The sequence below is a fragment of the Alcaligenes sp. GW821-FHT11D07 genome (genome assembly GCF_058808495.1).
Window position 1 is genome coordinate 61,368 of sequence record NZ_JBXART010000001.1, and the last position, 23,042, is coordinate 84,409.

21 protein-coding genes are annotated in these 23,042 nt (G+C 52.4%); 5 read left to right on the forward strand and 16 right to left on the reverse strand.

Features of this window, described 5'->3' with window-relative positions; genetic code table 11:
* The 7 genes from AC1RSM_RS00320 to AC1RSM_RS00350 all read right to left on the reverse strand — a co-directional run bounded on the left by AC1RSM_RS00320 (position 1) and on the right by AC1RSM_RS00350 (position 7,105).
* Positions 1–1,257 (reverse strand): APC family permease, encoded by a 1,257-nt coding sequence (locus tag AC1RSM_RS00320; protein WP_492928339.1) that lies wholly within the window; start codon positions 1,255–1,257, stop codon positions 1–3.
* Positions 1,250–2,452 carry an AMP-binding protein gene (locus AC1RSM_RS00325; RefSeq protein ID WP_492928340.1) on the reverse strand — a complete coding sequence of 401 codons (1,203 nt, stop codon included), beginning with the start codon at positions 2,450–2,452 and terminating at the stop codon, positions 1,250–1,252. The genes AC1RSM_RS00320 and AC1RSM_RS00325 overlap by 8 nt, the downstream gene beginning before the upstream one ends.
* Positions 2,453–2,460: 8 nt before the next feature.
* Positions 2,461–3,258 (reverse strand): SDR family NAD(P)-dependent oxidoreductase, encoded by a 798-nt coding sequence (locus AC1RSM_RS00330; RefSeq protein WP_492928342.1) that lies wholly within the window; start codon positions 3,256–3,258, stop codon positions 2,461–2,463.
* Between the two features lie 3 nt (positions 3,259–3,261).
* On the reverse strand, positions 3,262–4,023 hold the full coding sequence (locus AC1RSM_RS00335) for a HalD/BesD family halogenase (protein WP_492928344.1): 762 nt from the start codon (positions 4,021–4,023) through the stop codon (positions 3,262–3,264).
* A 15-nt stretch (positions 4,024–4,038) separates the two neighbouring features.
* The gene (locus AC1RSM_RS00340) at positions 4,039–4,866 is read right to left on the reverse strand and encodes a DUF3050 domain-containing protein (protein WP_492928347.1); all 828 of its coding nucleotides are present in this window, start codon (positions 4,864–4,866) and stop codon (positions 4,039–4,041) included.
* Positions 4,867–5,962: 1,096 nt separating this feature from the next.
* Positions 5,963–6,835 (reverse strand): DMT family transporter, encoded by an 873-nt coding sequence (locus AC1RSM_RS00345; protein ID WP_492928350.1) that lies wholly within the window; start codon positions 6,833–6,835, stop codon positions 5,963–5,965.
* Positions 6,836–6,925: 90 nt separating this feature from the next.
* A complete protein-coding gene (locus AC1RSM_RS00350) occupies positions 6,926–7,105 on the reverse strand; it encodes a hypothetical protein (RefSeq protein WP_492928352.1) in 180 nt (59 codons plus the stop codon).
* A gap of 414 nt (positions 7,106–7,519) precedes the next feature.
* On the opposite strand from AC1RSM_RS00350, the gene AC1RSM_RS00355 reads away from it, so the two are divergent.
* From AC1RSM_RS00355 to AC1RSM_RS00370, 4 genes are all read left to right on the forward strand, one after another.
* Positions 7,520–8,002 (forward strand): AmiS/UreI family transporter, encoded by a 483-nt coding sequence (locus tag AC1RSM_RS00355; RefSeq protein ID WP_492928355.1) that lies wholly within the window; start codon positions 7,520–7,522, stop codon positions 8,000–8,002.
* A 110-nt stretch (positions 8,003–8,112) separates the two neighbouring features.
* On the forward strand, positions 8,113–9,288 hold the full coding sequence (locus AC1RSM_RS00360; protein WP_492928357.1) for a transporter substrate-binding domain-containing protein: 1,176 nt from the start codon (positions 8,113–8,115) through the stop codon (positions 9,286–9,288).
* A gap of 3 nt (positions 9,289–9,291) precedes the next feature.
* Entirely contained in the window at positions 9,292–9,981 is a 690-nt protein-coding gene (locus AC1RSM_RS00365) for an ANTAR domain-containing response regulator (protein ID WP_492928359.1), read from the forward strand.
* A gap of 164 nt (positions 9,982–10,145) precedes the next feature.
* Positions 10,146–10,577 carry a hypothetical protein gene (locus AC1RSM_RS00370; RefSeq protein WP_492928361.1) on the forward strand — a complete coding sequence of 144 codons (432 nt, stop codon included), beginning with the start codon at positions 10,146–10,148 and terminating at the stop codon, positions 10,575–10,577.
* Here AC1RSM_RS00370 and AC1RSM_RS00375 read toward each other — a convergent pair whose 3' ends face one another.
* From AC1RSM_RS00375 to AC1RSM_RS00390, 4 genes are read right to left on the reverse strand one after another with little or no spacing between them, the layout of a single operon-like run.
* On the reverse strand, positions 10,578–12,014 hold the full coding sequence (locus AC1RSM_RS00375; protein ID WP_492928364.1) for an efflux transporter outer membrane subunit: 1,437 nt from the start codon (positions 12,012–12,014) through the stop codon (positions 10,578–10,580).
* A complete protein-coding gene (locus tag AC1RSM_RS00380) occupies positions 12,011–15,127 on the reverse strand; it encodes a MexW/MexI family multidrug efflux RND transporter permease subunit (protein WP_492928366.1) in 3,117 nt (1,038 codons plus the stop codon). Before AC1RSM_RS00380 ends, AC1RSM_RS00375 begins: the two co-directional genes overlap by 4 nt.
* Complete coding sequence (locus AC1RSM_RS00385) at positions 15,124–16,197, reverse strand: efflux RND transporter periplasmic adaptor subunit (protein WP_492928369.1); 1,074 nt, start codon at positions 16,195–16,197, stop codon at positions 15,124–15,126. The genes AC1RSM_RS00380 and AC1RSM_RS00385 overlap by 4 nt, the downstream gene beginning before the upstream one ends.
* Positions 16,194–16,469: a hypothetical protein gene (locus tag AC1RSM_RS00390; protein WP_492928372.1), complete on the reverse strand. Its 276-nt coding sequence runs from the start codon at positions 16,467–16,469 to the stop codon at positions 16,194–16,196. Before AC1RSM_RS00390 ends, AC1RSM_RS00385 begins: the two co-directional genes overlap by 4 nt.
* A gap of 103 nt (positions 16,470–16,572) precedes the next feature.
* Between AC1RSM_RS00390 and soxR the strand changes: the two genes are divergently transcribed.
* Entirely contained in the window at positions 16,573–17,049 is a 477-nt protein-coding gene (gene soxR, locus AC1RSM_RS00395; protein WP_492928374.1) for a redox-sensitive transcriptional activator SoxR, read from the forward strand.
* Here the strand turns inward: soxR and AC1RSM_RS00400 are convergent.
* The 5 genes from AC1RSM_RS00400 to AC1RSM_RS00420 form a co-directional block, all read right to left on the reverse strand.
* Positions 17,046–19,037 carry a BCCT family transporter gene (locus AC1RSM_RS00400; RefSeq protein ID WP_492928375.1) on the reverse strand — a complete coding sequence of 664 codons (1,992 nt, stop codon included), beginning with the start codon at positions 19,035–19,037 and terminating at the stop codon, positions 17,046–17,048. The genes soxR and AC1RSM_RS00400 overlap by 4 nt on opposite strands.
* Positions 19,038–19,122: 85 nt before the next feature.
* Positions 19,123–19,989: a pyridoxine/pyridoxal/pyridoxamine kinase gene (gene pdxK / locus AC1RSM_RS00405; RefSeq protein WP_492928377.1), complete on the reverse strand. Its 867-nt coding sequence runs from the start codon at positions 19,987–19,989 to the stop codon at positions 19,123–19,125.
* The gene (locus AC1RSM_RS00410; protein ID WP_492928378.1) at positions 19,986–20,708 is read right to left on the reverse strand and encodes a glutamine amidotransferase; all 723 of its coding nucleotides are present in this window, start codon (positions 20,706–20,708) and stop codon (positions 19,986–19,988) included. Before AC1RSM_RS00410 ends, pdxK begins: the two co-directional genes overlap by 4 nt.
* A 32-nt stretch (positions 20,709–20,740) precedes the next feature.
* Positions 20,741–21,793, reverse strand: coding sequence for a 2Fe-2S iron-sulfur cluster-binding protein (locus AC1RSM_RS00415; protein ID WP_492928380.1), 1,053 nt, complete (start codon positions 21,791–21,793; stop codon positions 20,741–20,743).
* Positions 21,790–22,743, reverse strand: coding sequence for an AurF N-oxygenase family protein (locus AC1RSM_RS00420; RefSeq protein WP_492928382.1), 954 nt, complete (start codon positions 22,741–22,743; stop codon positions 21,790–21,792). Before AC1RSM_RS00420 ends, AC1RSM_RS00415 begins: the two co-directional genes overlap by 4 nt.
* Positions 22,744–23,042: the final 299 nt, after the last annotated feature.

The window sequence follows — 23,042 nt, forward strand, 5'->3', positions numbered from 1 at the left end:
TTAAGTGACGTTTCTTTTGGAATCAAAAAATGAAATAGCGGTGCCAATTAATAGTAAGGATAGAGGATAGATAATCATCAGTCCGAACCCATGGATAAGGAAGAGCCAGCATAGCGCTGCAAGAACGCCAATAAATTTATTCCATAATCCAGTTGATAGCCTAAAAAATGCTAGTATCGCAGCTCCATAGAGAATAATGAATCCTTGTGTGGTCAATAGAAACCAAAATTGTTCACCTGTTTTTGAATACCAGATAAATAATATGACTGATATATAGGCGAACATTGAATATAGTAAGCTAGCTGCGGGGACACCTCTTGAGTTGATTTTTTTCAGTGGAGATGGCAGGACTCCTGCACAAGCAGCTGAATAAAAGGCGCGGGAGCAAGAAAAAACCCAAGAGTTAGCGTTGGCGATTAGAATTAATACCATGACGCCCAGAAATATTTTTCCTAAAAAGGTGTCAGGTAGTAGCTCTGCTATTCCCGCCAAGTTTGCGACATCTTTACCTTGTAAAGCAGCTGCGGAAACAACTAAAGATAAGATTCCGTAAATTATGGCTACGATAACGAAACTTACCCAAGAAATAATAGGGATATTACGTTTTGGATTCTCTATTTCGCCAAAAATAAATGTTAGGTTTTCCCAGCCTTGAAATGCCCAAAAAACGATAGAGGCCGCTAACCAGACTCCAGATATCGTTACTTGATCAAGAGAGCTTGAATTGACGGCTGAATATTGCGTAAAAGTCATCGGAAGTGCTTGAACGGATATCAGCAGGGCCATTATTAAAACGAGTGCTACTACTGTTTTATTAACCCAGCCTAGCTTATCAAGGCCTGTTAGATTGATAGTAGTGGTCACTATGGCAAGTAAAATAGCGCATGGGATTGTCCAGGTTTCCGTATCCAGGCTAGCTAATTTTGCGATATAGCTTCCACCTACTAAAAAAAAAGCTGGCATGCCCACTACTAAGGTGCCACAGGTAACCAGCATGACGCCTTTTTTAGACCAAGATCCCAAGCCTAAACTAGCATATAAAGATAATCCTTCAGTTGATGGGTATCGCTGACCTAAATAAGAGAAAATAAATATTAGGGTGGGTAATATTAAAATTATTAATCCCCAGCCAAGTAAGGCTGTAATTGGATCTGTGGCTTTTATGGCTAGTCCAGGAAGACCGAATAACCCAGATCCAACTACCATGGAAATGGCGATAGCCACACCATTAAGAACCGATATTTTTTTCTTAAGCACGATAAAATTTCCGAGTCTTTGGGGATGGCGAGAAATCAAAGAAATTATGATTTTCTGGGTTTATATAAGTTTCAAATTTCCAGTTGTCTTCAGTTGATTTGGCAAGTAGGTCTGAAATTTTTTGAGAATTAATTTTCGATTTTTTATTCAGGATTAATGAAAGAGTTATTTTTTTTGATTCTGGGTCTATGTTGCAATCAAAATGAAAAATAGGTTCTGGGAGGGTGTAAATAATGCGTTCAATTATATTTTGCTGATGTAAGGAAATACCTTCATTTCCATTGCGGCCTTCGAAAATGAATTTGTAATTATTATCGCGACCAGAACGGTGAGCAGTAAATAAATCTCCTGTGTCGTATCTCACGATGGGCAGCATGCCTCCTCGTAGCCAAGTAACCAATAAGTTTCCTTTCACGGTTAAGTTGTCTGTTTGCTCTTCATCGATGATTTCAAAAACAAAATCTTCAGTAATCGGACGGTAGGAACAGTCGGATTGGCCCACCATGATTGTGGCTGTCTCGCTCGAACCATATACAAACGGCGTGATAATTCCATCGACACCTAAAATTCTGCGCATATTGCTGCGATTTTCTTGTGAAAAACGTTCTCCTGTAAGCAGCAATTTCCGTAGAGATGAAGGCAGTTTTCCAGAACCTATCTGTGCTAACTCATAGAGAGTTTTGTAAACAAGTGAAGGGGTCGACATTATTGTCGTAATGCGATAACGATCAATAACTTCATAGATGCGTTTGTAGTCACATACTTTTGGAATTGGATATAGGCGAACGTGGCCTACACCCAGTTCATGCAAGGCCCGCACAGAACCCTCTATGAACGGACTCAAAACAGAAGGATGCAAGACGCAGACTCTATCAACACCCGGTTGGACTAGAGGTTTGTAGGCATTGATCTGGTTAAGCACATTCCAATTAAGATCGTGTTTATTACGAGGAGTTTGTAGAGGTGATGAGGTCGTGCCTGAGGTTTCACTAAATAAAATAGCCTCCTGATGCATCAAACTCGTATATTCCTGTCCGTAATTGATCAAGTTAGTTTTATTGATCACAGGAATTGAGGACAGGAAGTTTTTCAACGTATGCCCTGTAGGGTCCGGCGTTTTGCCAAAATGCTGCTTCATGCGTTGAGAAATCAAATCGACTGCAGCCGAATGGTCATGTGTAATTACGAGATGCATGGGGACACTCACATAGATCCGGCCAAGCCGCCACCATCGACTACCAGCACCGAGCCAGTCATAAAAGAAGATGCTGTCGAGGCAAGAAAACAGATAGTTGATGCAATTTCGTCAGGCTCTCCTACTCGTCCTAATGGACGATGGCAGCCATCCTGAATCAGGGCATCGTGAGCCAAGCCGAGTTGTTTGGCTTCGGAAACCAACATAGGAGTGTTGGTATCGCCTGGACAAACACAGTTCACTCTAATCCCATCTTTTCCATGGTCCACTGCCATGGCACGTGAGATCTGAACGACTCCGCCTTTGGCGGCACAATAGCCCACGGCATTGGTACCTCCAACCAAGCCCCAGCCTGAAGCTACATTGACGATATTTCCTTTACCTTGTTGCTGCATATATGGAACAACGGCCTTGGCCAAGAGATAAATTGATTTCAAGTTGACTGCGATGGATTGATCCCATTCATCTTCAGTCAAATCAACTACGTTGGCTCGACGGATAAATCCTGCACAATTAACCAATACATCAATTTTTTGATAATTTTCTATTATTTTTGTAATAGCTGTCTGAACAGACGACTGGCTTGTCACATTCAGATTGATATAGGAAGCGCGTAAACCCTCATGCTCAATTTCTTGCAGTAGGCTTTTACCTGCCAGCTCATTAACATCAGCAATCACAACAGTGCAACCTTGGCGGGCCATGAGCTTGGCTGTCGCTCTGCCAATCCCACTGGCAGCACCCGTGATCAAGGCAAGCTGATCATTAAGATCAGGATACTTATAAGACAGTGAAGTTGAATGCATATCTTAGTTTGCGTACAAAAGTTGGGCTGTATCGCCGTAATTACGAAAGCGGCGAGAATCAAAGGCCATATTGAGTGCTTTCCTGGAACCATTCCCGATAATGGGAGTGACGCGATGAAATGCCTCGCTGGCATTGAGTAAGTAGCAGTCTCCTGCGGCAAGTTGGGATCGTTTTACACGATTTTCAGCGATTGCTTGCTGTATAGCCTCTTTAGTTTGACTGCCTGTGGAAAACCCATTTTTTGTACAGAAACTAGACCAGCTTGGAATCAGTTCAAGCTCTCCTCCAGAATTGGGTGGTGGAGCCTCTGTAATTATGATTAAGGCGTATTGTGGGTCATCAATATGCCAGCCGTGCGTATCGGCTTCACCGTCCAGAAAGTTGACCACCATAAATTCTTCAGCGTGCTGCACGGTGTGGATATGACTACCAATTATCTTTGTTAATGTTTCTCTAAGGTCTCGGTTTCCATATAGAGCAATTAGTGGCAAAGATAAATTAATAACTTTGCTTCCTCCAACTACTGACATTCGTCGCTCAGTATCGAATCCGGGCATAATGAAATCTTTTCTAGTTCTTAATCCATGTAGATATTGCAGATTTTCTTGTACAGTTTTTTTTACAGCAGGCAGGAATAAATCTGGCAATTTTACAAATTGGTTATGAAAAAATTCCTTAGAAAGATGGGAGATGATTTCCGGGTCTCGATAATAATCAGAAATCGTTAGGGACTCAGGAAGTGGTAGCGTTGCTTGCTTGGTCATCTATCTGCTCCATTCTTAGGTGGTCTGCATGGTTTCAGGCAGAGAACAACGTTCAATTTCAATCTTGCAAGCAAGCGAGTCCCATAATTTAGCTTGGCGCTTGATAGCTCCTAGTGCAGCATCCAGGCAAGTCTTGAGACACGATTCATTTCCATTTGTTTGCTCGATGAGCAGATTCGTTATATCTGAATGACGCTGATGTGGATCCGTGCTGCAACACATTTTCAAATACAGCGAAAATTTTTCTTCGGCAAAACGGCTAAGCGCTGAACCGGCGGAGCTGTGCATAAAGGATTTAGGGAAAATGTATTCATGTGCATAAATCATGCAACCTAGCACTTCCTCAACGCTGCCTGTTATAGCTATATGTGTATTCGTCAGAACAAACTCTTCTATAGCAGGAGATGCATTTGAAATTTTTAGAGCATCTTGTAGCGGCATATTTGCGGCGATCAAGTCAACAAATGTTCTGATTGAAAATGTGTTTGCGCCGATCTCCTCCATGGCACAAAGATATAGTTCAAAATGACTTAGATAGGTATTGTTTGCTAGATTGATAGACTCGTTCTCATAAACGATTTTATTAATTAGATGAGCTGCTTTTGCGCTTCTATAAGGAGTCCAAGGCAGGCAGGTGCAGGTGAACTCTAGTTGAAGTCGTTTGATGATGGACATATAAGTCCATACTGAAAAAACGTGCCAAGACATAAATAACTGAAGATCTTCATTGCTAAGAAGTTGATCAAAAACTCTATGTCGTTCAAGGCTCAGTAGACTAGTCTTGATTGGTTCTATATCTACAAGCTTATTAGATAATTCTTTTGATTCATTTGGCAAATCCATATCAATCCTTTTTGATTGCTGGGAATTTTATTTGCACGACTAATTAGAATATTTTTGTGTAGAAATCTAAATAAATTTTTTGTATATATGCTTGAGTTGTTAGTTCGAGAACTAGCTAAAAAGTAAGCTAATTAGCTGGGTTACACAGCTAGGATCAGAAGATATATTGTGAATGTATGTTTAGTCAATTGATTAAGGTGCCTAACAAAAAAATAAAACATTATATTTATATGATCAGGCTATTAACTAATAGTGTTTAAAGAAAGTTTTTATTCTATGTATTTCTCTCGAAATTCTGTGATCCGAAAGGATTTTCGAGTTCTATCTGGCTTGAAGGCGAATAATGGGAATCTGTGGTTTTATTGTTGATGGATTTATTCTCGATACCCGGACATTAGCGGCTGTATCTTCTCCCTTTATGCAAAAAGCCCAAATAGATCTACACGCTGCAATTTTTTCCCATAAGGGTGGGTTTAGCGCTGAAAAGAAGAATGAGCTTGCGTAAAGCTTCCAATGCGCTGGATAGGATCGCGCCATGATGGAGGCGCTCGTGATTCGTGCTTGCGGAGCAACCCCACGCCTGAGACTTGTATTGCTTGTGGATATCTTTACTACGGGTGAATGGGAGATGTAGGGGGAGGGGCTACTCACACATTCCAGATTCTGTAGCTCCCAGCTGCATTAGATTGATTCGCTCTAGACCCGTCCCGGCTGCGCAGGCGGCTTGTCTCATGGCAACAAGGAAAAAGCGGCTCTTGAGGCATGCTGAAGATGTGGATCAAAAACTAGAGCCAAGCGGCAAGCAAGTCAGACCTCAGAAAGAGGTTCTCAGCATTGGATGAAATGGCAGGCAAGGCTCAATGTGAACCACTCAGGGCCAGCACGGGGATTGGGCGATTCAGGGTACTGGCTGCAGTGGGGGTGGGGCTGGCGCAGGGATACGAGTGTTCTGCTATTTGAGCGAAAGTGTGTGCCTTGTCTGGGGGACAAGGGAACGGTGCGCTCCACTGGCAAATGTTCAGCTCGATCCCGCGTGCTGGCCCTGTGTGGTGGCCTCACTGAGACCACCACACAAAGCTAACAGAGCCAAAGCGACTTACTTGGAGGAAACCTGCTTGCCCTTACGCATGGTTAACCAAAGCCCTGCCAGAATAGCGACCAAGCCCAGGCCTGCCCGAGCAGCCAGCGTATTGCCCAAAATCAGAAAATCCAGTCCTGCTGTCACCACCGGAACCAGATAAAACAAGCTAGTGACATTAACCAGATTTCCACTGCGAATCATGCGATACAAGAGCAACTGGGCCAGTACCGAGATCACCACGCCCAGCCATACCACCGGCCCCCAGAACCCCAGCGTGTTGTCCCATCGGATCTCTTGCCCCAAGCCTAAAGACACTAGCAAAAACAGGCCTAACGACAGGGAATACTGCAAAGGCATCCCTTGCAAGGCTCCAACAGCCTGACGCTTTTGAACGATCGTGCCCAAGGTAATGCTGAGCAAGGCGGCAACGGCAAAGATCAAACCCGCTGCAGATAAGCGGCTCACGATCAGGCTTTGATAAACCACCAGAATCAGCCCTGTCAAAGACAAGGCCAGGCCTGCGATACGAGCCAGGGAAAAGCGCCGTTCTGTCAGGGCCAGGGTCAAAATTGGCTGTACGCCCAGGATGGTGGCCAGCAAACCGGGGGTGATGCCTTGGGCCAGGGTTTCAAAGTAGAAAAACGAATACAGGCCTATCATCAGCAAGCCGCTGATTGCAGGTAGCAGACGTTGCCCTTTGGGCGGGAGCCAGCCGCCGTTGTAATGGCCCAGCAATACAACTAAAGGCAGGGCGATGGCAAAACGCAGGATCAGCATGGCCATGACAGAGCCATGATCCAAGCCGACACGAGTGAAAATACCCGCGCTGCCCCACAGCAGCACGAACAGAGCAATAGCACCCATTTGGGCGCGAGACGAAGAAGTCATGATGTGTTCTTTATCTGTCTAAATAAATTAGGTGTGTCTGCGAAGACATTCCAAGCGCTCATTCAAAAGCGCAGGAAAAAAGATGAAGTCTTAGTGGCAGACGCTGTAGACGCGTGTGTTGACGACGGGGTCAGACACAACGACAGCCTGATTGACGACGCCCGGAGAGACGACGGTCAACAGCAAGACAGAAGGTGGGGAGACTGCCCGCAGCGACATCGCCCGCGAAGGGGGCAAGATGCTTAGCAAAGAGGATGCGGGGCAGTTCATGGAATAAGAATCAGATCGTTAAATCGATAAAAAGCACTTTAGCACGACAGGTACTTGGGCCGTCAAGTGGCAGTCGCTAGGGTAATCGCTAGTACAGGCGACGGACCGGGCTATGTAAGAATTGCACCGACCGCGATTGTTGATCGCTGTGACATATCCAAATTGAAACGACATCTGCTGCCAATGTTGCCAGCGTGGGTGTTGGGCAAAAAGGCCCGGACTGGTTCATTCCCTGAACCCGTCTGGGCCTTTTTGCTTGCTCGGAACAAAAATCCGGCCATGTAATTAGGTCGCGGATATTTGAGGTTGGATGTCACGGAAGCAGACAAGCACGGTACACAGAGCTCACGCAGCGCCCGATAGACCAGGCGCCAGCCAGGCCGGAATCGTCACCTTGTTTTGGAGGCTTATGCCATGTTGGGTGTTGCGCTTTTCTTTATTGGGGCTGTGTTGATTGTGAACGGTGTGGGTTTGACCGGGCGTATTGAAAGCCGTGATCTTGCTCCGTTCAACTTGCTGGTGGGCCTGCTGGCCTTGTTTATTAATTTGCTGGGTCTGGTGCGCGGTGAGCAGGCGGCAGACTACTTCGCGGTGGCTGGCGGGCTGCTGTTTGCCTTTACTTATTTGTATTTGGCAGTGGTGCAGTGGTGGGGCTTGAAGGGCGCCGGTTTTGGCTGGTATTGCCTGTTTGTGGCCATCAGTGCGCTGGCCTTTGCCGGAACCGCCAACGATCCTCGTTTGATTGTGATGTGGGTCTTGTGGTCCAGCCTGTGGTTCCTGTTTTTCCTGGCCTTGGGGCTGGGCAAGAGCGTGCGAATTTTGCCGGTCTACACCATCTTGATCGGCGCGTTGACTTGCTGGTTACCCGGCACTTTATTGTTGATGAATGCCTGGTAAATAAAGCCGGGATGCAAGACTGGCAGGGAGCCTGAGTCATGCTGTTTTTGGAGTAACCTGATGCTCGCTCGTAGTGTTTATTGGCAGGTCTGTCGACCTGCGCCCCTACCATGCTAGACAGGAGATGGACTTTGGCTCACAACGACCCCGTACGCGTCGGCGTTCTGTATTCCGCAACCGGCATGACCTCCACCATTGGTCAGTCGCAATGGCAGGGTACCAAGCTGGCGATTGATGAAATTAACGAGGCTGGTGGTCTGTTGGGGCGCGAGCTGGTCGCTGTCTGCTATGACCCGGCCTCCAAGCCGGCCTGCTATGCCCAGCAGGCCGAGCAGCTGATTGTGCAGGATCGCGTCAACGTGATCTTTGGTTGTTATATGTCCAGCAGCCGCAAGGCGGTTATCCCGATTGTGGAGAAGTGGAACAAGCTGCTGTTTTACCCCACCTTGTACGAGGGCTTCGAGTTCTCGGGCAACGTGATTTATACCGGCGCCGCCCCGAATCAAAACAGTGTGCAGCTGGCGCATTTCATGACCAGCAATTTTGGGGCGCGGGTCTATATGATTGGCTCGGACTACATCTACCCCTACGAGTCCAACCGCATTATGCGCGAACTGGTGATGCAGCACCCCGATAGCAAAGTGCTGGGCGAGCACTACCTACCTTTGGATGCCAGCGAAAGCGATTACAGCCGCATCATGGAAGACATACGCAGCAAGCAGCCGGACTTCATTTTTTCTACGGTTGTGGGGGACTCCACCGCCAATCTGTACCGCGCTTACGCCCATGCTGGCTTTAATCCGCAGACTATGCCCATTGCCAGCCTGACCACTTCAGAAGCGGAGGTGGCACAAATGGGGGCAGAAGTGGCCTGTGGGCACTTTACCGCTGCACCGTATTTTCAATCGATTGAGTCCGCGGTCAATGCGCGTTGTCTGGCCAGTTTGCGCAAGCATTTTGGCTCGGACTGCCACCCTAATTTGTGCTGGGAGGCGGCCTACTCGCAGATGCATTTGTTTGCTAATGCGTACCGGCAATCAGCCAGTGACCAGATCGCGGACCTGTTGCCCTATCTTTTAGGCAGTGAGCTGGATGCACCGCAGGGGCGTATCAAAGTGGACCCGACTAATCACCACACCTGGCTTTACCCCCGGATTGGGCGCATTAACGCCGATGGCGAATTCACGATTGTGCGGCAGGCAACGCGCCCCGTCTCGCCCGACCCGTATCTGGTCACCCATTCTTTGGGCGATTGGACTGCCAAGCTGGATACTCTGGAGACATAGAGCGTGGCCAACTCCTCTTCCTACGGTGATGAGCCGGCAAACAAGCCCTTGAGAGCACGGAACCGGTTTCCGCATGCGACCTCGCCACAGTTGAAAGAGCTGCGGCAGTTAAGCATGGTGGTTATGCACCCGGACGACAGTGATGGACGCTTGTTGACTCAGCAGCTGCAGCGCATTGGGTGTTCGGTTCAAACGATCTGGCCGCCCACGCAAAACCTGCCGTCTGGCACTGACTTGGTGTTTCTGGCTGTGCAGCCGGACTTGCTGCATCTGCGTCTGGACTGGATTTGTGCGGATGAAGCTCCCACGATTATTGCGGTGGTCAATTACGAAAACCCCACGATCGTGTCTGCAGTGTTGGATTTGAATATCCAGGCAATTTTGCCTGCGCCCATTCGTTCTTTCGGGCTGCTGTCTACGGTGGTTCTGGCTCGTAAATATCACAAGGAATTGCGGCAGCAACGGCGTCTGATCGACAAACTGCAGACCAAGTTGATGGGGCAACGCCATGTGGCACAAGCCAAGACGATTTTAATGCGCACCCATCAGGTTTCCGAGGAGCGGGCTTACGATTTGATCCGCGAGCAGGCCATGAACAAACGCAGCACGATTGAAGATATTTCCATTGCAATCGTAAACGCCAGTGAAGTGCTTTCCTTGGGGCAAAAGGGCTCATCTCTGTTGGGAAACTAGGTGGGCTTTGCCGCTTTTCCGGCCTGATGTTGACCGCGTGTGCCAAATACAGCGGATGGGAATGGAGGCACATCAGCTTGTGGCGCTTAGCCAGAGAGCTTCCTGTTTTCATTCCACCTACAATAGCGTTTTTGTAGCGCACTGCGCGGCCAGACGTAGAGATGATGAGTGATCAGAACCCCATGCAGACCGACGTTGTTCCCCCGCTCACGCAGGACCAAGGTGCTGCGTGGGAGCAGTTAAAGAAAGACCGGGATCAGTTGCGCGATCAATTGACTGTGCTGGAGCGAGGCCATCAGGACTTGCATAGGTTTTTGCGTAAAGCCCGGCGTCACAATCTGATTGCCTGTGTGCTGGTAGCCCTCTTTACGGTTGCAGCTTGGGCTTTGGATGCATCGCTATGGTTACGCTGGTATGTGTTGCCCATTGCTCTGGTCTGCAGCGCTTTGCTCTGGGCCGGAGGCAAGCTTTTGGACCAACTGATGAGCAGCAAGATCGCCAGCTTGTCCTTGTTTTTGGAACAGGCGGATTCACAAATAGAAAAGGGGCAGTCCATCTATGAGACAGACCACCCTCGGACTGATCCCCAGCCGTAGTTACTGCGGTGTAGCTGGCGTAGCAACTCCCCAGCCCATGGCTTGATACAGGGCGATCACATTCAGGTAGGAACCTGTTTCTGCCATCGCTAATTCCTGCCTAGTCTGGTTCAAACTACGTTGATTCTCCAAAACCTGTTGATAGGCTCCGGCACCTATTTCATAGCGAGTCAGGGCACGCTCATGCGCATTTTCCAGATGTGTGGCGGCTCGCGTCAGGCTCAGCAAACTTTCCTGATGCTGAGTCAGCCGTTGCAAGGAGCCCTGGATCTCTTCCTGGGCCTGCAGCAACACCTGTTGATAGTGCAAGCGCGATTCGTCGGCTACCGCTTCCATGCCACGTAAACGGGCTTTGGCGTGACCCAGTCGCAGGGCGGGCCATTGCATGGCTGGCGAGACATCAAAGGCTCGGGCAGCGTGGCCCAGGTCGCTACCTCGCAGAGCAAAAAAACCAATAAAGCCGGCCAGGTCCAGACGGGGATACAGCTCTGCAGTGGCTGCCGCCACTTCGTGCGAACTGGCCAGGATTTCTTGCCGCGCCGCGCGTACGTCAGGCCGGTTAAACAGCATAGCGTTCACATCCCCCAAAGGCAGTGAAGCAGCCAAGGGGGCTTTGGCGCTGGGCAATGGTGTTGAAATGGCGTCGGCTTCGCCACCGCTCAAGACTTGAATGCGCAGGCGGGCCAGTTCCAGATCGCTGCGCAATTGGGGAACCTGCGTTTTAGCCCGCTCCAGACCGGCCTGCGCATTGTCCAGATTCTCCGGCAGTTCCCGTCCCAGTGTGACACCGGCCTGGACCAGTTTTAGCGTATGTTCCCAGCTGCGTACATCGTCTTGGGCCAGTTCCAGACGGCGTTGCAAACCTTGAGCCTGCACGTATTGGCGTGCCAGTTCTGCGGCAATGGCCTGTCTGGTCCATTCCAGCTGATCCGCACTGGCTTCGCTGCGCGCTTGGGCGGAGCGCGCCAGTTGCTCCAGACGACCGAACAGGTCGATCTCCCAAGTCGCTTGCATGCCCAGACGCCAGTTTTCGGTGACGGCGTGATCTAACGAACCATCGGCTGCGGCAAACTGCGAGCCACTGCGTTGGTAGCTGGCCTGCGCGGTGACGGCAGGCAGCCTGTCATGCTGCCGCTCGTCAATCAATGCCCGCGATGCCCGCCAGCGGGCTTGGGCCTGAGCAATATCCAGATTGCTGTCCAAAGCCTTGGTGATTAAGGCATCCAGTTGCGGGTCTTCCAGCAAGGTCCACCAGTTCTCTGTCTGCTTTTCAGACTGGGCAAATTGCGCGCTCCAGTCCGGGCTGGTCAGGGTGGGGGCGGTGGGCACTGAGGTGTCCAGACCAACTGCGCACCCGGTCAACAGCAGGCTTGGGATCACCAGGCGCAGCGCACGCGCCACAGGAGCGAGCCTATTTGATAAAGCGTGTGGCGTCATGATGATTGTTCTCCATGGGAAGGGCGCAGGGCCTGAGCCAGGTCACGCGCACGCGGTGTGTCTGCTTGATGGGCGTGATCGCGCGCCAGCAAGGTATACAAGGTGGGCAAGATAAATAAGGTGAACACGGTACCGATCAGCATGCCTGAGACCAGCACAACGCCCAGACCAAAGCGGCTACTGGCGCCAGCACCCGAAGCAAAGAGCAGGGGGACCAAGCCAAAGACCATGGCACCGGTTGTCATTAATACCGGACGCAAGCGAATACGGGCGGCTTGCAAAATGGCTTCGGGTTTTTTCATGCCCTCTTTAAATTGCAGCTCATTGGCAAATTCCACCATCAAGATGCCGTGCTTGCTGATCAGACCGACCAGCGTCAGCAAGCCAATCTGGGTGTAGATATTCAAGGTGCCAAAGCCCAATGCCAACGGCAGCAAGGCTCCGCATAAGGACAGAGGTACGGTGACCAGAATGATGATGGGGTCCACCAGACTTTCGTACTGGGCTGCCAGCACCAGATAAATCACCACCAGTGCGGCCAGAAAGGCCCAGACCAATGACTGGCTTTCCTGAGTGAACTGACGCGACTCCGACTGCCAGTCATGCGTAAAGCCAGCGGGAAGTTCACGCGCAATTTCATCCAGATAGCCGACTGCTTGCCCCAGGGTGACACCGGGAGCCGGAATCGCCTGCAAGGTGGCGGAGTTTTGCTGGTTGAATTGACGCAGGCTATTCGGTTCCACTTCGCTCTGAATACGGACCATGGCAGAAAGCGGCACGAGCTCGCCATTGGCGCTGCGTACAAACTGGCGCGTCAGGGCCTGTGCCGTCAGGCGCAATTCGTGCTGGCTTTGCGGAATCACGTCATATGAACGGCCGTCCAGCGAGAAGCGGTTCAGATAGTTTTCACCCACCAGCACGGCAAGGGAGTCGGCAATATCCCGCAAGCTGATCCCTATGCTGGCGGCTTTGCTGCGGTCAATTTCTACACGGGAGACGGGTTTGTTGTAGTCCAGATCGCTGTCCACCACGACAAATAAGCCGCTTTCACGAGCTTGCTGCTTGACCCACTCCATGGTGTCGTACACAGAGCGATAGTCGCCCGGGCTGCGCAGCACTAGTTGCACAGGCAGGCCACCGCTGGAGCCGGGCAGGGGGGCCAATTGGAAAGCGAAAATGCTGCTGCCGGGAATGGCACTGACGCGGCCTTGCAGCTGGCCCTGAATGGCGCTGGCATCGCGTTCGCGCTTGTTCCAGTCAGCCAGGTTGATCCCGCCAAAGCTGGCGGCCGGGCCATCTGTGCCCACAATCAGCCAAGTGCTGTCAGTTTCGGCAAGATCACGATAGGTATCGTCCAGCAGTTTGGCGTCGCGTTCGGCGTAAGCCAAGTTGGCATTTTGTGGCGCTTTGACTGCCGTCAGCACACTGGCCTGATCTTCAATAGGAGCCAGTTCGCTGTGTGTCATTTGATAGAGCACGGGCAGGCTGATAAAGACCAGCACGGCCATTGCACCCGTAATCCAGCGGTGACGCAGGGAGCGGGCCAGCAGACGACCGTAACGAGCTGACAAGCCACCAAAAAAGCTTTCCGCCAGATGCGCCATCCGGCCTTCGTCTTGTTGCTTGGGCAATAACAAAGAGCTCATTACCGGCGATAAGGTCAGAGCCACAACACCGGATACCAGCACGGCGCCTGCCAGAGTCAGGGCGAACTCTTTGAACAAGGCACCGGTCAGGCCCCCCATCAAACCAATTGGGGCGTAGACCGCCGCCAAGGTCAAGGTCATGGCAATGACGGGCCCGGCCACTTCGCGTGCGCCTAACAAGGCAGCGACCACGGGCGAGCGTCCGGCACTGATGTGACGGTGCACGTTTTCAACCACCACAATGGCATCGTCCACCACCAGGCCTATGGCCAGCACCATGGCCAACAGGGTCAGCAAGTTGATACTGAAACCGAAGGCCAGCATCAAGCCTGCTGCTCCCAACATGGATAAGGGAATGGTCGCCAGCGGGATCAGCACACTGCGGAAAGAGCCCAGGCACAGGTAAATCACCAGCACCACAATCAGCATGGCTTCGGTCAGGGTCTTGAGCACTTCATCAATAGACGCCTGGATGAAGCGTGCTGTTTCAAAGGCCAAGGCGACTTCGACGCCGGGAGGTAGCGTGGCCTCGATGGCGGGCAGGCGGTCACGGATTCCCTCCACAATACGTAGGGGATTGCCGCCGGGGGTAGGGAACAAGCCCAAGTGAATGGCAGGCAAGCCGTCCATCAGGGCACTGGTTTCTGTGGAGGCTGCACCCAGCTCAACCTTGCCGATGTCACGCAGTCGTACCAAAGAAGTGCCGTCTTCACGCACGATCAGATCCTGGAATTCGGACACACTGGTTAGATCTGAGTTCAGCCGGATATTGCTCAGAACGTGTTGGCCTTTGACCATGCCGGGGGCGGCCTGATAGTTATTGGCACGTACGGCTTGGGCAATGTCAGCAGCGGTCAGGCCGTAGCCTGCCATGCGGTCGGAATCCAGCCACAAACGCATGGCCAATTTCTGTCCGCCAAAGGTCTGGATCTTGGCAACCCCATCAATGGTGGAAAACATGGGTTCCACCACGCGGGACAGGTAGTCACCCAGCTCCGGGATGGAGATGGAGGTGGTGGAAAATCCCACGTAGGCCACGGCGGTAGAGTCTCCGGAGGAGCGCTCTACAACCGGGTCATAAGCTCCTTCGGGCAAGCGGTAGCTGACCTGGCTGACCTTGCTCATGACTTCGGTCAGGGCCTGGGTGGAGTCGCGATTCAGCTCCATACGCAGGGTAATGATGCTGCGGCTTTGTACTGAATTGGAGGACAGGTAGTCCACCCCTTCTACCGAGGCCAAGGCCTGGGCCAACGGTTGGGTGACAAAGCCTTGCATTAATTCTGCAGAGGCGCCGGGGTACTCGGTGGTGATGGTGATGGTGGAGTTCTCCAGCAAGGGGTACTGCCGAACGGGCAGTTTTTGCAAAGAGAACAGGCCCAACATCAGGAGCAAAGCGCTGACCACCAGGGCAAGTACCGGCCGGCGCACGAACAAGTCGGTAAAGCCGGGACGGGAGGCGGTGTTCATACGGGCTCCTTATCCTTGGCGGTCTGTACGGTAGAGCCATCCTGAATTTTGATCTGACCGGCGCTGACGACCAGATCACCTTCTTTCAGGCCTTGGGTAATCTCGATACGTTCATCCCATTGCTCGCCGGTTTGCACCGATACACGGCGCACTTGCCACAGACCTGGGTCTTGCGCTGTGGCAACAAACACGGTTTGGCCATAGGCGGTATGAGTCAAGGCCGTTTCTGGCACGGTCAGTACGGGTGCTTCAGCCGGACGCGTTAATTGTGCGCGGGCGTACATGCCGGCACTCAAGCGCTTGTCCGGGTTGGGCAGCAAGGCTTGCAGGCGCACGGTGCGGGAGTCACCGATCAAAGGATCAACGGCGCTGATTTGGGCCTGAAAGCTTTCGCCAGGCCAGGCATCCACCTGAACTTGCAAGTGTTGGCCTACTTTCAGATCTGGCAGGCTTTGTTCGGGCACGGTCAGGTTCACGCGCAACTGGCTGTCATCGACCAGGCTGGCAATAGGTTGGCCGGGCTGCAAGTAGTGGCCTTGGTGCAAGCTGCTGATACCGATACGCCCTGAAAATGGGGCGGAAATCTGTTTCAGAGCTAGTTCTGCGCGTTGATATTGCAACTGGGCCTGAGCCATAGCGTGATCGGCCTGGGCTTGATCCAGTTGCTCCTGGGTTGCGGCCTGCTGCTCTTTTAGTTTGCGCACCCTCGTGAGCTGAATAGCCGTTTGCTTAACGTGCGCCTGTTCACGGCGCACGCTGGCTTGCTCCAATTCATCATTCAGTAAAACCAGCGCTTGGCCTGCCTTGACCTGCTGACCGGAGGTGAAATCAATCTTGTGAATGCGGCCACTGGTTTCAGAACTTAGCAGCACTTGCTGCCACGCTTCCAGTGCACCCACGGCATGTAAAAGACGTGGGGCGGTTTGAGACTGCACGCTGGCCAACTCAACGGTGGCGGGGGGGTAGGCACCGCTGGCCTGAGCCTCTTGCGAGGCGGGCAGCATGCGCCAGCCTATCGCCAGCACAGCCACCACAAGGGGAATCATGACCCATGTACGACGCTTGTTCATGCTGATTGTCCTCCGTCTTGTGCGGAGAGCCACAGAGGCTGAGGATGAGGGCGCGTCTGGCTGGGACGCCTGTCGTTCAGCCACCAATCTTCGGGCTTGAACAGGATCGTCAGCAGGCGATGGGGAAGGGCGGAGCTCAACGTCAAACGAAGGCTTGCCAAAGAGGGGGGGCGGTTCGTGCCTAACGGGATGGCAGACGCGGTCAGAACCAGAAGGGACTGCAGCAGCCATGACAAAGGTCTGGCAAACATGATCCAAATGAGGCGGGGCATGACAGGTTCCTGTGAAAGCAAAGACGGCAGCCGACATGGCTTGCCTTAATCAGGTTCCTGAACTATAAAACCTCAAGTTAACTTGAGGTCAAGGAGATAAAACATGCCAAAGAATATTGATTTCAAACGAGCTTTGACAGTGGGGGAGGTGGCCAAACGTAGCGGTGTACCTGTATCTACCGTGCACTTTTACGAGTCCAAGGGCTTGATTGCGAGCACGCGTAATAGTGGCAATCAGCGGCGTTTTGATTCCGTGGTGTTGCGCTATATCGCCATCATTAAAGTGGCTCAGCGTACCGGGATTCCGCTGGAGGAAATTCACGATGCCTTGAAGGGTTTACCGCCGGGCAGCAAGCCATCGAGCAAACAGTGGCGTGCCATGTCCAGCCGTTGGCAAGTGAGTTTGAATGAGCGTATTGAGCAGTTGATGCGCTTGCGCGATGAGCTGACCCACTGTATTGGCTGTGGGTGCTTGTCCATGAGTGAGTGTCCCTTGCGCAACCCGGCCGATATCTTGGGTCAGCAAGGACCCGGTCCCCAGATTCTTGAAAGAAAGCAGGAGACCGGGGTAGAAGCTTAGGTCGGGTCGGGCGACTGCGCGTAAAGAGCAGTGGCCTCGGAGGTGACCAGCGATTGATAGCGCTCGAAGTGGTTCAGGATGTCGTTGATGACCTGGCTGGAAGACAGGGCCATCAGGTCATAACCCCGACTGCCATCCGAGAAGACAGTCCGAACCTGCCATTCTTGTGGGCGTGTTTGCTCGTTACGGGCAGCGGCAGCGGTAAAGCTGGCTACTCGGCGGGCGCTCAGTTCCACACCGTAGACAAAGTTGCGCTGGTTATCGGCTTGGATAGTCAGCTGGGCTTTGTCCGGCTCTCCTGTTTCCAGGGTGACGTTCAGGTCACGCTTGCCCAGCTCATCGGCCACGGCCTGCAAGGCGGGCAGCACTGTCTCGTTCAGGAAACGGCGTGCATCCCGCTGATTAGGCGTATGCAAAATGGTCGATAGACGGCGACGCCAGGATATTTCCGAGCCGGGTGCCGGACCTGTTAGCGGGCCTTGGCGGCGCAGGCGCGACATATCCGCTTTCATGCCCTTGAACAGCCCCAGAATTAACAAGAACATGATGATGGTAAAGGGCAGGGCACTGACCAGAGTGACGGTTTGCAAGGCGGTTAAGCCCCCTGCCAGCAAGAGCAGGGAAGCGGTGGTGCCTTCCAGAGCGCACCAGTAGATACGTTGCCAGACAGGTGCATCTTCCACTCCACCCGCAGCCAGGGTGTCGATAACCAGGGAGCCGGAGTCGGCCGAGGTCACAAAGAAAATAGCCACCAGAATAATGGCCAGGATGGAGGTCACGTTGGACCAAGGCAGGTATTCCAGGAATTCGAACAAAGCAACCGACGCGTTGGCGGCGGCATCCTGGGCCAATTGTCCACCTGCTACACCCATATCCAGGAAGATGGCCGTGTTACCGAAGATCGTCATCCAGAAAAAGGTAAAGACAGTGGGGACCAGCAGTACACCCAGCACGAACTCACGTACTGTGCGGCCACGAGAAATACGGGCGATAAACATGCCTACAAAAGGCGACCATGCAATCCACCAGGCCCAGTAAAACAAGGTCCAGGCTTTCATCCAGCTTTGCCCGCGAAACGCTTGTGTACTAAATGAACGCGCGAAAAAGTTATCGAGATAACCGCCGATATTCTGTACAAAAGCATTCATTAAAAAGGCGGTAGGGCCCACAGCGAGCACAAACAGCATCAAGGCAATAGCAACCAGCAAATTTAGTTCGGATAGACGTCGAATACCCACGTCTAAACCGCTGACCACGGACAAGGTTGCCAGCGCAGTCACCACCACAATCAAGATAATTTGCAGCCAGGTTTCCTGGGGCCAGCCAAATAAATGCTCCAGACCGGCATTAATTTGAAGCACGCCCAAACCCATGGACGTGGCAATCCCAAATAGCGTGCCACAGACGGCGAAAATGTCGACGCTATCGCCAATCCAGCCTTCGATGCGTTTGCCAAATAAGGGATACAGGCCCGATCGAATAGTTAAAGGCAGGTTGTAGCGAAAGCAGAAATACGCCAGGGACAAACCCACGACCGCATAGACGGCCCAGGCATGGACGCCCCAGTGAAAGAAGGTGATGATTTGCGCCTGGTGGGCGGCTTCCACCGTGCTGGCCAGCCCGGATGGGGGGGCAGAGAAGTGTTGCAGTGGTTCGGCTACGGCAAAGAACATCAAGCCGATGCCCATACCGGCGGCAAATAGCATCGCCATCCAGGTTAAATACGGGTAATCCGGTTCAGAATCATCCGGCCCTAATTTCAGATTGCCGTACCGGCTTAACGCCAAATACACCACGGCAAAGAAAAATAAAGCGACAGCCAGGATATAGAACCAGCCGAAACTTTTGATGACCCAGTTTTGTAACTGTTCAAAAATAAGTGCGGCGTCTTTAGGGAAGATGATCCCGATCAGCAGAAAGATCAGGACGATAAAGGTAGATCCCCAGAACACCCGTGGATGTAGCGTGCTTTTAAAAGGCAGCCCCATGTCATGCTCCGTTTGTAACTAAGAGGGCACAGCTTAACGAGAACGGCTACCTAGTGAAAGGACTGTTAGATTAAGAAATATTTGCTCAGGCCCGGAAAGGATCTATTGGCAGAATTAATTCTTGATGCCCGGCCTGACGGGTCAGCTCCAGCTGGTGCAGCACATTGGCGCTGGCGGTATGCACGGCAGAGTGCAAATCCGCACCCATAATCAAGTGGGCCAGCAAGGTGGCGGCAAACAGATCACCCGTACCTTTGGCAGCGCAATCGACACGCGGGTGGCTTAACAACGTGTCTGCCAGCGGTTCGCGGCGAGTCAGCAGCAGGCGGATCAAGCCATCTTGCCAGGACTGGGGAGCAGCACTGGTGGCAATTACCCATTCTGTGCGGCCCGTCAACAGGGCGTGAGCCGCGCTGGAGCTGGCTTCTATGGTGTCGCAAGGCTGTTTGGCCAGCAAAGACAGCTCGTAATTATTAGGCGTCAGGCCATTGGCCAAAGGTAATAAGGTTTCGTGATAGGTCTGGATCAGGGCCGGGTCTACATAGACTCCGACATCCAGGTCTCCGATGACCGGGTCCACGATAACCAGGGTATCAGGCTGACGAAGCAGCAGCTTTTTCAACCAGCGGGCAATGATGACAGCCTGGCCGGCGCTGCCCAGATAACCAATCAGAACGGCCTTGACCTTGTCCAGCGCACCGCGCAGAACCAGGTCATCCAGAAACCCTTCCAGCCAGTCATCCGGGACAGCACCACCATGTACTGTGGGGTATTGGGGGTTGTTGCTAAGCAACACGGTGGGCACGGCGGCAACTTTGAAGCCGTGCCTGCGCAAGGTCGGGCCGGCAACATTGTTACCCACCCGCCCATATACCACCTGGGACTGAATGGAAACGACATCCACAGCATAGGGATGTCGTTCCCGGTCTACAAAAGTTACAGCAGTGTTCATGCAACGTAGTCAGCAGGATTAGCTTGTTTAAGTTGGCTGAGCCAGTTGTTCATCACCGTTGCAGCGGCGGCGTGCAGGCGTTTTTGTACCGCCATGGCTTCCAGTCGCAACATTTGCGGGTCGATATCAGCTTGGCCCAGTTCGTTGGCATGGCCGACCAGCCAGCGTTCCAGCTTGCTGGTGTCAGCTTCCAGGTGAAACTGCAGACCCAACACTTGGGTACCAAAGGAAAACGCCTGGTTGGCACCCACATCGGTGCTGGCCAGATGCACCGCACCATCAGGAATATCGAATTGATCCCCGTGCCAGTGCAGTACGGGAATGCCGGCAATGGCCGCCAGAGGCGACTGCTGGCCAGCTTCGCTCAGCTTCAGCGGGGAAAAACCGATTTCTTTGACACCCAGGGGGTACACATTGGCTCCCAGGGCGCGCGCAATCAATTGTGCGCCCAGGCAAACGCCCAGCAGGGGCTTGCCAGCCAGCAAGAACTTGTTGATCAGCTCCATCTCATCGGAGAGGAAAGGGTAAATCTTTTCGTCGTAGGCGCCGATAGGCCCGCCCAATACAACCAGCAGGTCAGCGTCCTGTTCACCCACATGGCGTAGTGACTCGACGGAAGGGTCAATGTAGTGGACTTGGTAGCCCTGTTCGATCAGAACAGGTTCCAGTGTGCCCAAGTCTTCAAAATGGATATGACGCAGTGCGATGACTTTCTTCATAAAATTTTCTTTCAATCCAGATGGTAAGGATGTCAGCTCGTGGTACCGATGTCTACAGTCAGGGCACCCGATACGGGGAAGGTGCAACATGCCAGCGCGTGGCCCTGGGCTTTGTCCTGATCACTCAGGCAAAAATCCGGTTCAGAGCGGTATTCGCCGTCAGAAATTTGTACCCGGCACGCGCCGCAAATGCCGGAGCGGCACTGGCTGCGGATAGGTACATCGGCCGCTTCAAGCATTTCCAGCAAGCTGCTGCCCGGCTCGGGCGAAATCGTTTGCCCCGTACTGCGCACATTGATCTGCAAGGGAGCGCTGCCTTCTTCGGGCACAACTTCCACGCCGGAATGTACGGGTGGGGAAAACGCTTCGATCAACATATGCGAGATAGGGTGCGCCTGAATGGTGTATTCGCGCAATGCCTGAGCAAATCCGTGGCTGCCGCAAATCACCACCGCTTGGGGGTTTTGCAGCTGCTCCATATTTTCAAAGGAGGGACGACCCACTTTGAAATGAGCGCTATCGCGGATTTTTTCTTGGGTGACAAACACGGTCAGCGTGAACCAGCTGGTGGTCAGATCCAGTTGCAGCAGTTCATGCAGAAAGGGAATATCGGCAATACGGGCAATACTGAGCAGCAAATGCACTTTTGGTACAGGCAAGCCGTCCTGGGCTCGCGCCGCCAGTTCACGCAGCAGGGCAATGGGCAGGGTAATGCCAATGCCGCCTGCGATCATGGCGATACGCTCGTAACCCACAATAGAGTCCACCGAGATATCGCCCGCCACGTACTGCAAAGGCACGGTCATGCCCTCGCACAGGGTGGCGTGCAAGTGATCGGAGACGCTGTTGCGTCCCGATCCTTTGACGGCAATTTCAATCAGGTCTGGATCGGCCATGCGAGTGATCGAATACATACGCTGTTGAAGGGTGCCGCCGGTATCGGGGTAGCTCAGGGCGACATGCTTGCCCGCCTGCAAGGCCTTCAGAAAATCAAAGTGGCCACTTTGCACACGCAAGGTGAATACTTTGACGTTTCCGGCCTCGGGGCGAACGGTCTCGCAGCGCGCCTGAATCATGGCTGTCATTGCAGCGCCTCCTGTTGCTCGGCTTCTGGCTGAGCCGTACCGGACTTGCTGTTCAAGCCAATACGCTCGATCAGGCTTTCAACCGAACCGGTGTATACGCCAATTTCGTTGGAGTCGCCGGTGTCATGCAAAATGTCGCGTGCATTGGGGAATTTCACCATGGAGAACACTTTTTCCCAGGCGCCCATTTCGTTGTTGGCGAACATTTCGACGGTGCGCAAAATAACGGCGCGCATGTGCTCACGCTCTTTTTGGCTCAGGCCGTGAATGATGTCCGACGCAACAAAGCTGAACACGCTGGAGTGGCTCCACTCGTCCATGGCGTGGGTGCGAGTGACTTCGTGGCAAATGGTCTGGATGCTCTTGTCTTCGGCCATCGTTTTCAGATAGTCGGTAATCAGGGTCTCGGACGCGCAGGCAATGGCAAAGCGGGTCAGGCGACGCTCGGATTCAGAACCGCAGTGGCTCAGGATTTCATTGCGCCACTGCACCAGGTTGAAGTTGGTGAAATCCAGGGGCTGCAGGCCGCGCATGGAGTAGATGTAGTTGCAGGCCATGATGGACATGCGGGTGTGCAGCGCTTCGTCCAGCAAAGCCTGGGACATGACATCTTGCAGCAGATTGCGGTTGGCGCTGGGTGGCGGCGTCTTGATGATGTCTTCGCAAGAAGGCGTGACCACGTTGCACTCAACGTAAATGGTCTTCAGGTTGTAAATACCCCAGGCGTAGGACAAGCACTGCGATTTCAATTCTTCAGGAGCTTCCAGCCAGGCTTGGTGCTCACGGAAAGGCAGCAGGCATTCGCTAAAGTCTGCTTTGCTGGCATCGAAAGCCAAATTGTCGTAATCAGGCAATTCCTGATTTACGGCAGCGCGATTTTTCCACAGTACAGACAGTTTTTGCAGCATATTTCGTACGGCATCATCTGTTTCGTAACTTTTGATTGTCATTTCAAACTTCCTTGCTGTTGATTGCGATCTGTTCGAAATGAACAGTCGTTTCGTTATTCCACCCGTCTTTATTTCCAAATGGAAATTCGCAGGTTTAAAAGGATCTTCTGATTCTTTATGCACCGGGCCCAAAAAAACCCGTAACCGGGTTAGTCAAGTTCTGCGGAATCAGCTTGGTTGAACTGCCGATAAAGCAATGGCACTTCCTGTAGTTATGGGAAAATGGCGGATGATTTTTTAGTTTTCAGATTCGAAAAAAGTGATAATCTGCTTGAGTGTTTAGATGTATGGGCGTTGAG

Coding starts and splice junctions, on each gene's coding strand:
- AC1RSM_RS00380 (WP_492928366.1), bottom strand. CDS start 15,127: ATGAACACCGCCTCCCGTCCCGGCTTTACCGACTTGTTCGTGCGCCGG.
- AC1RSM_RS00360 (WP_492928357.1), top strand. CDS start 8,113: ATGCTAGACAGGAGATGGACTTTGGCTCACAACGACCCCGTACGCGTC.
- AC1RSM_RS00330 (WP_492928342.1), bottom strand. CDS start 3,258: ATGCATTCAACTTCACTGTCTTATAAGTATCCTGATCTTAATGATCAG.
- AC1RSM_RS00335 (WP_492928344.1), bottom strand. CDS start 4,023: ATGACCAAGCAAGCAACGCTACCACTTCCTGAGTCCCTAACGATTTCT.
- AC1RSM_RS00340 (WP_492928347.1), bottom strand. CDS start 4,866: ATGGATTTGCCAAATGAATCAAAAGAATTATCTAATAAGCTTGTAGAT.
- AC1RSM_RS00390 (WP_492928372.1), bottom strand. CDS start 16,469: ATGCCCCGCCTCATTTGGATCATGTTTGCCAGACCTTTGTCATGGCTG.
- AC1RSM_RS00385 (WP_492928369.1), bottom strand. CDS start 16,197: ATGAACAAGCGTCGTACATGGGTCATGATTCCCCTTGTGGTGGCTGTG.
- AC1RSM_RS00420 (WP_492928382.1), bottom strand. CDS start 22,743: ATGACAATCAAAAGTTACGAAACAGATGATGCCGTACGAAATATGCTG.
- AC1RSM_RS00325 (WP_492928340.1), bottom strand. CDS start 2,452: ATGCATCTCGTAATTACACATGACCATTCGGCTGCAGTCGATTTGATT.
- AC1RSM_RS00350 (WP_492928352.1), bottom strand. CDS start 7,105: ATGAACTGCCCCGCATCCTCTTTGCTAAGCATCTTGCCCCCTTCGCGG.
- AC1RSM_RS00370 (WP_492928361.1), top strand. CDS start 10,146: ATGAGTGATCAGAACCCCATGCAGACCGACGTTGTTCCCCCGCTCACG.
- soxR (WP_492928374.1), top strand. CDS start 16,573: ATGCCAAAGAATATTGATTTCAAACGAGCTTTGACAGTGGGGGAGGTG.
- pdxK (WP_492928377.1), bottom strand. CDS start 19,989: ATGAACACTGCTGTAACTTTTGTAGACCGGGAACGACATCCCTATGCT.
- AC1RSM_RS00355 (WP_492928355.1), top strand. CDS start 7,520: ATGTTGGGTGTTGCGCTTTTCTTTATTGGGGCTGTGTTGATTGTGAAC.
- AC1RSM_RS00400 (WP_492928375.1), bottom strand. CDS start 19,037: ATGGGGCTGCCTTTTAAAAGCACGCTACATCCACGGGTGTTCTGGGGA.
- AC1RSM_RS00375 (WP_492928364.1), bottom strand. CDS start 12,014: ATGACGCCACACGCTTTATCAAATAGGCTCGCTCCTGTGGCGCGTGCG.
- AC1RSM_RS00415 (WP_492928380.1), bottom strand. CDS start 21,793: ATGACAGCCATGATTCAGGCGCGCTGCGAGACCGTTCGCCCCGAGGCC.
- AC1RSM_RS00410 (WP_492928378.1), bottom strand. CDS start 20,708: ATGAAGAAAGTCATCGCACTGCGTCATATCCATTTTGAAGACTTGGGC.
- AC1RSM_RS00345 (WP_492928350.1), bottom strand. CDS start 6,835: ATGACTTCTTCGTCTCGCGCCCAAATGGGTGCTATTGCTCTGTTCGTG.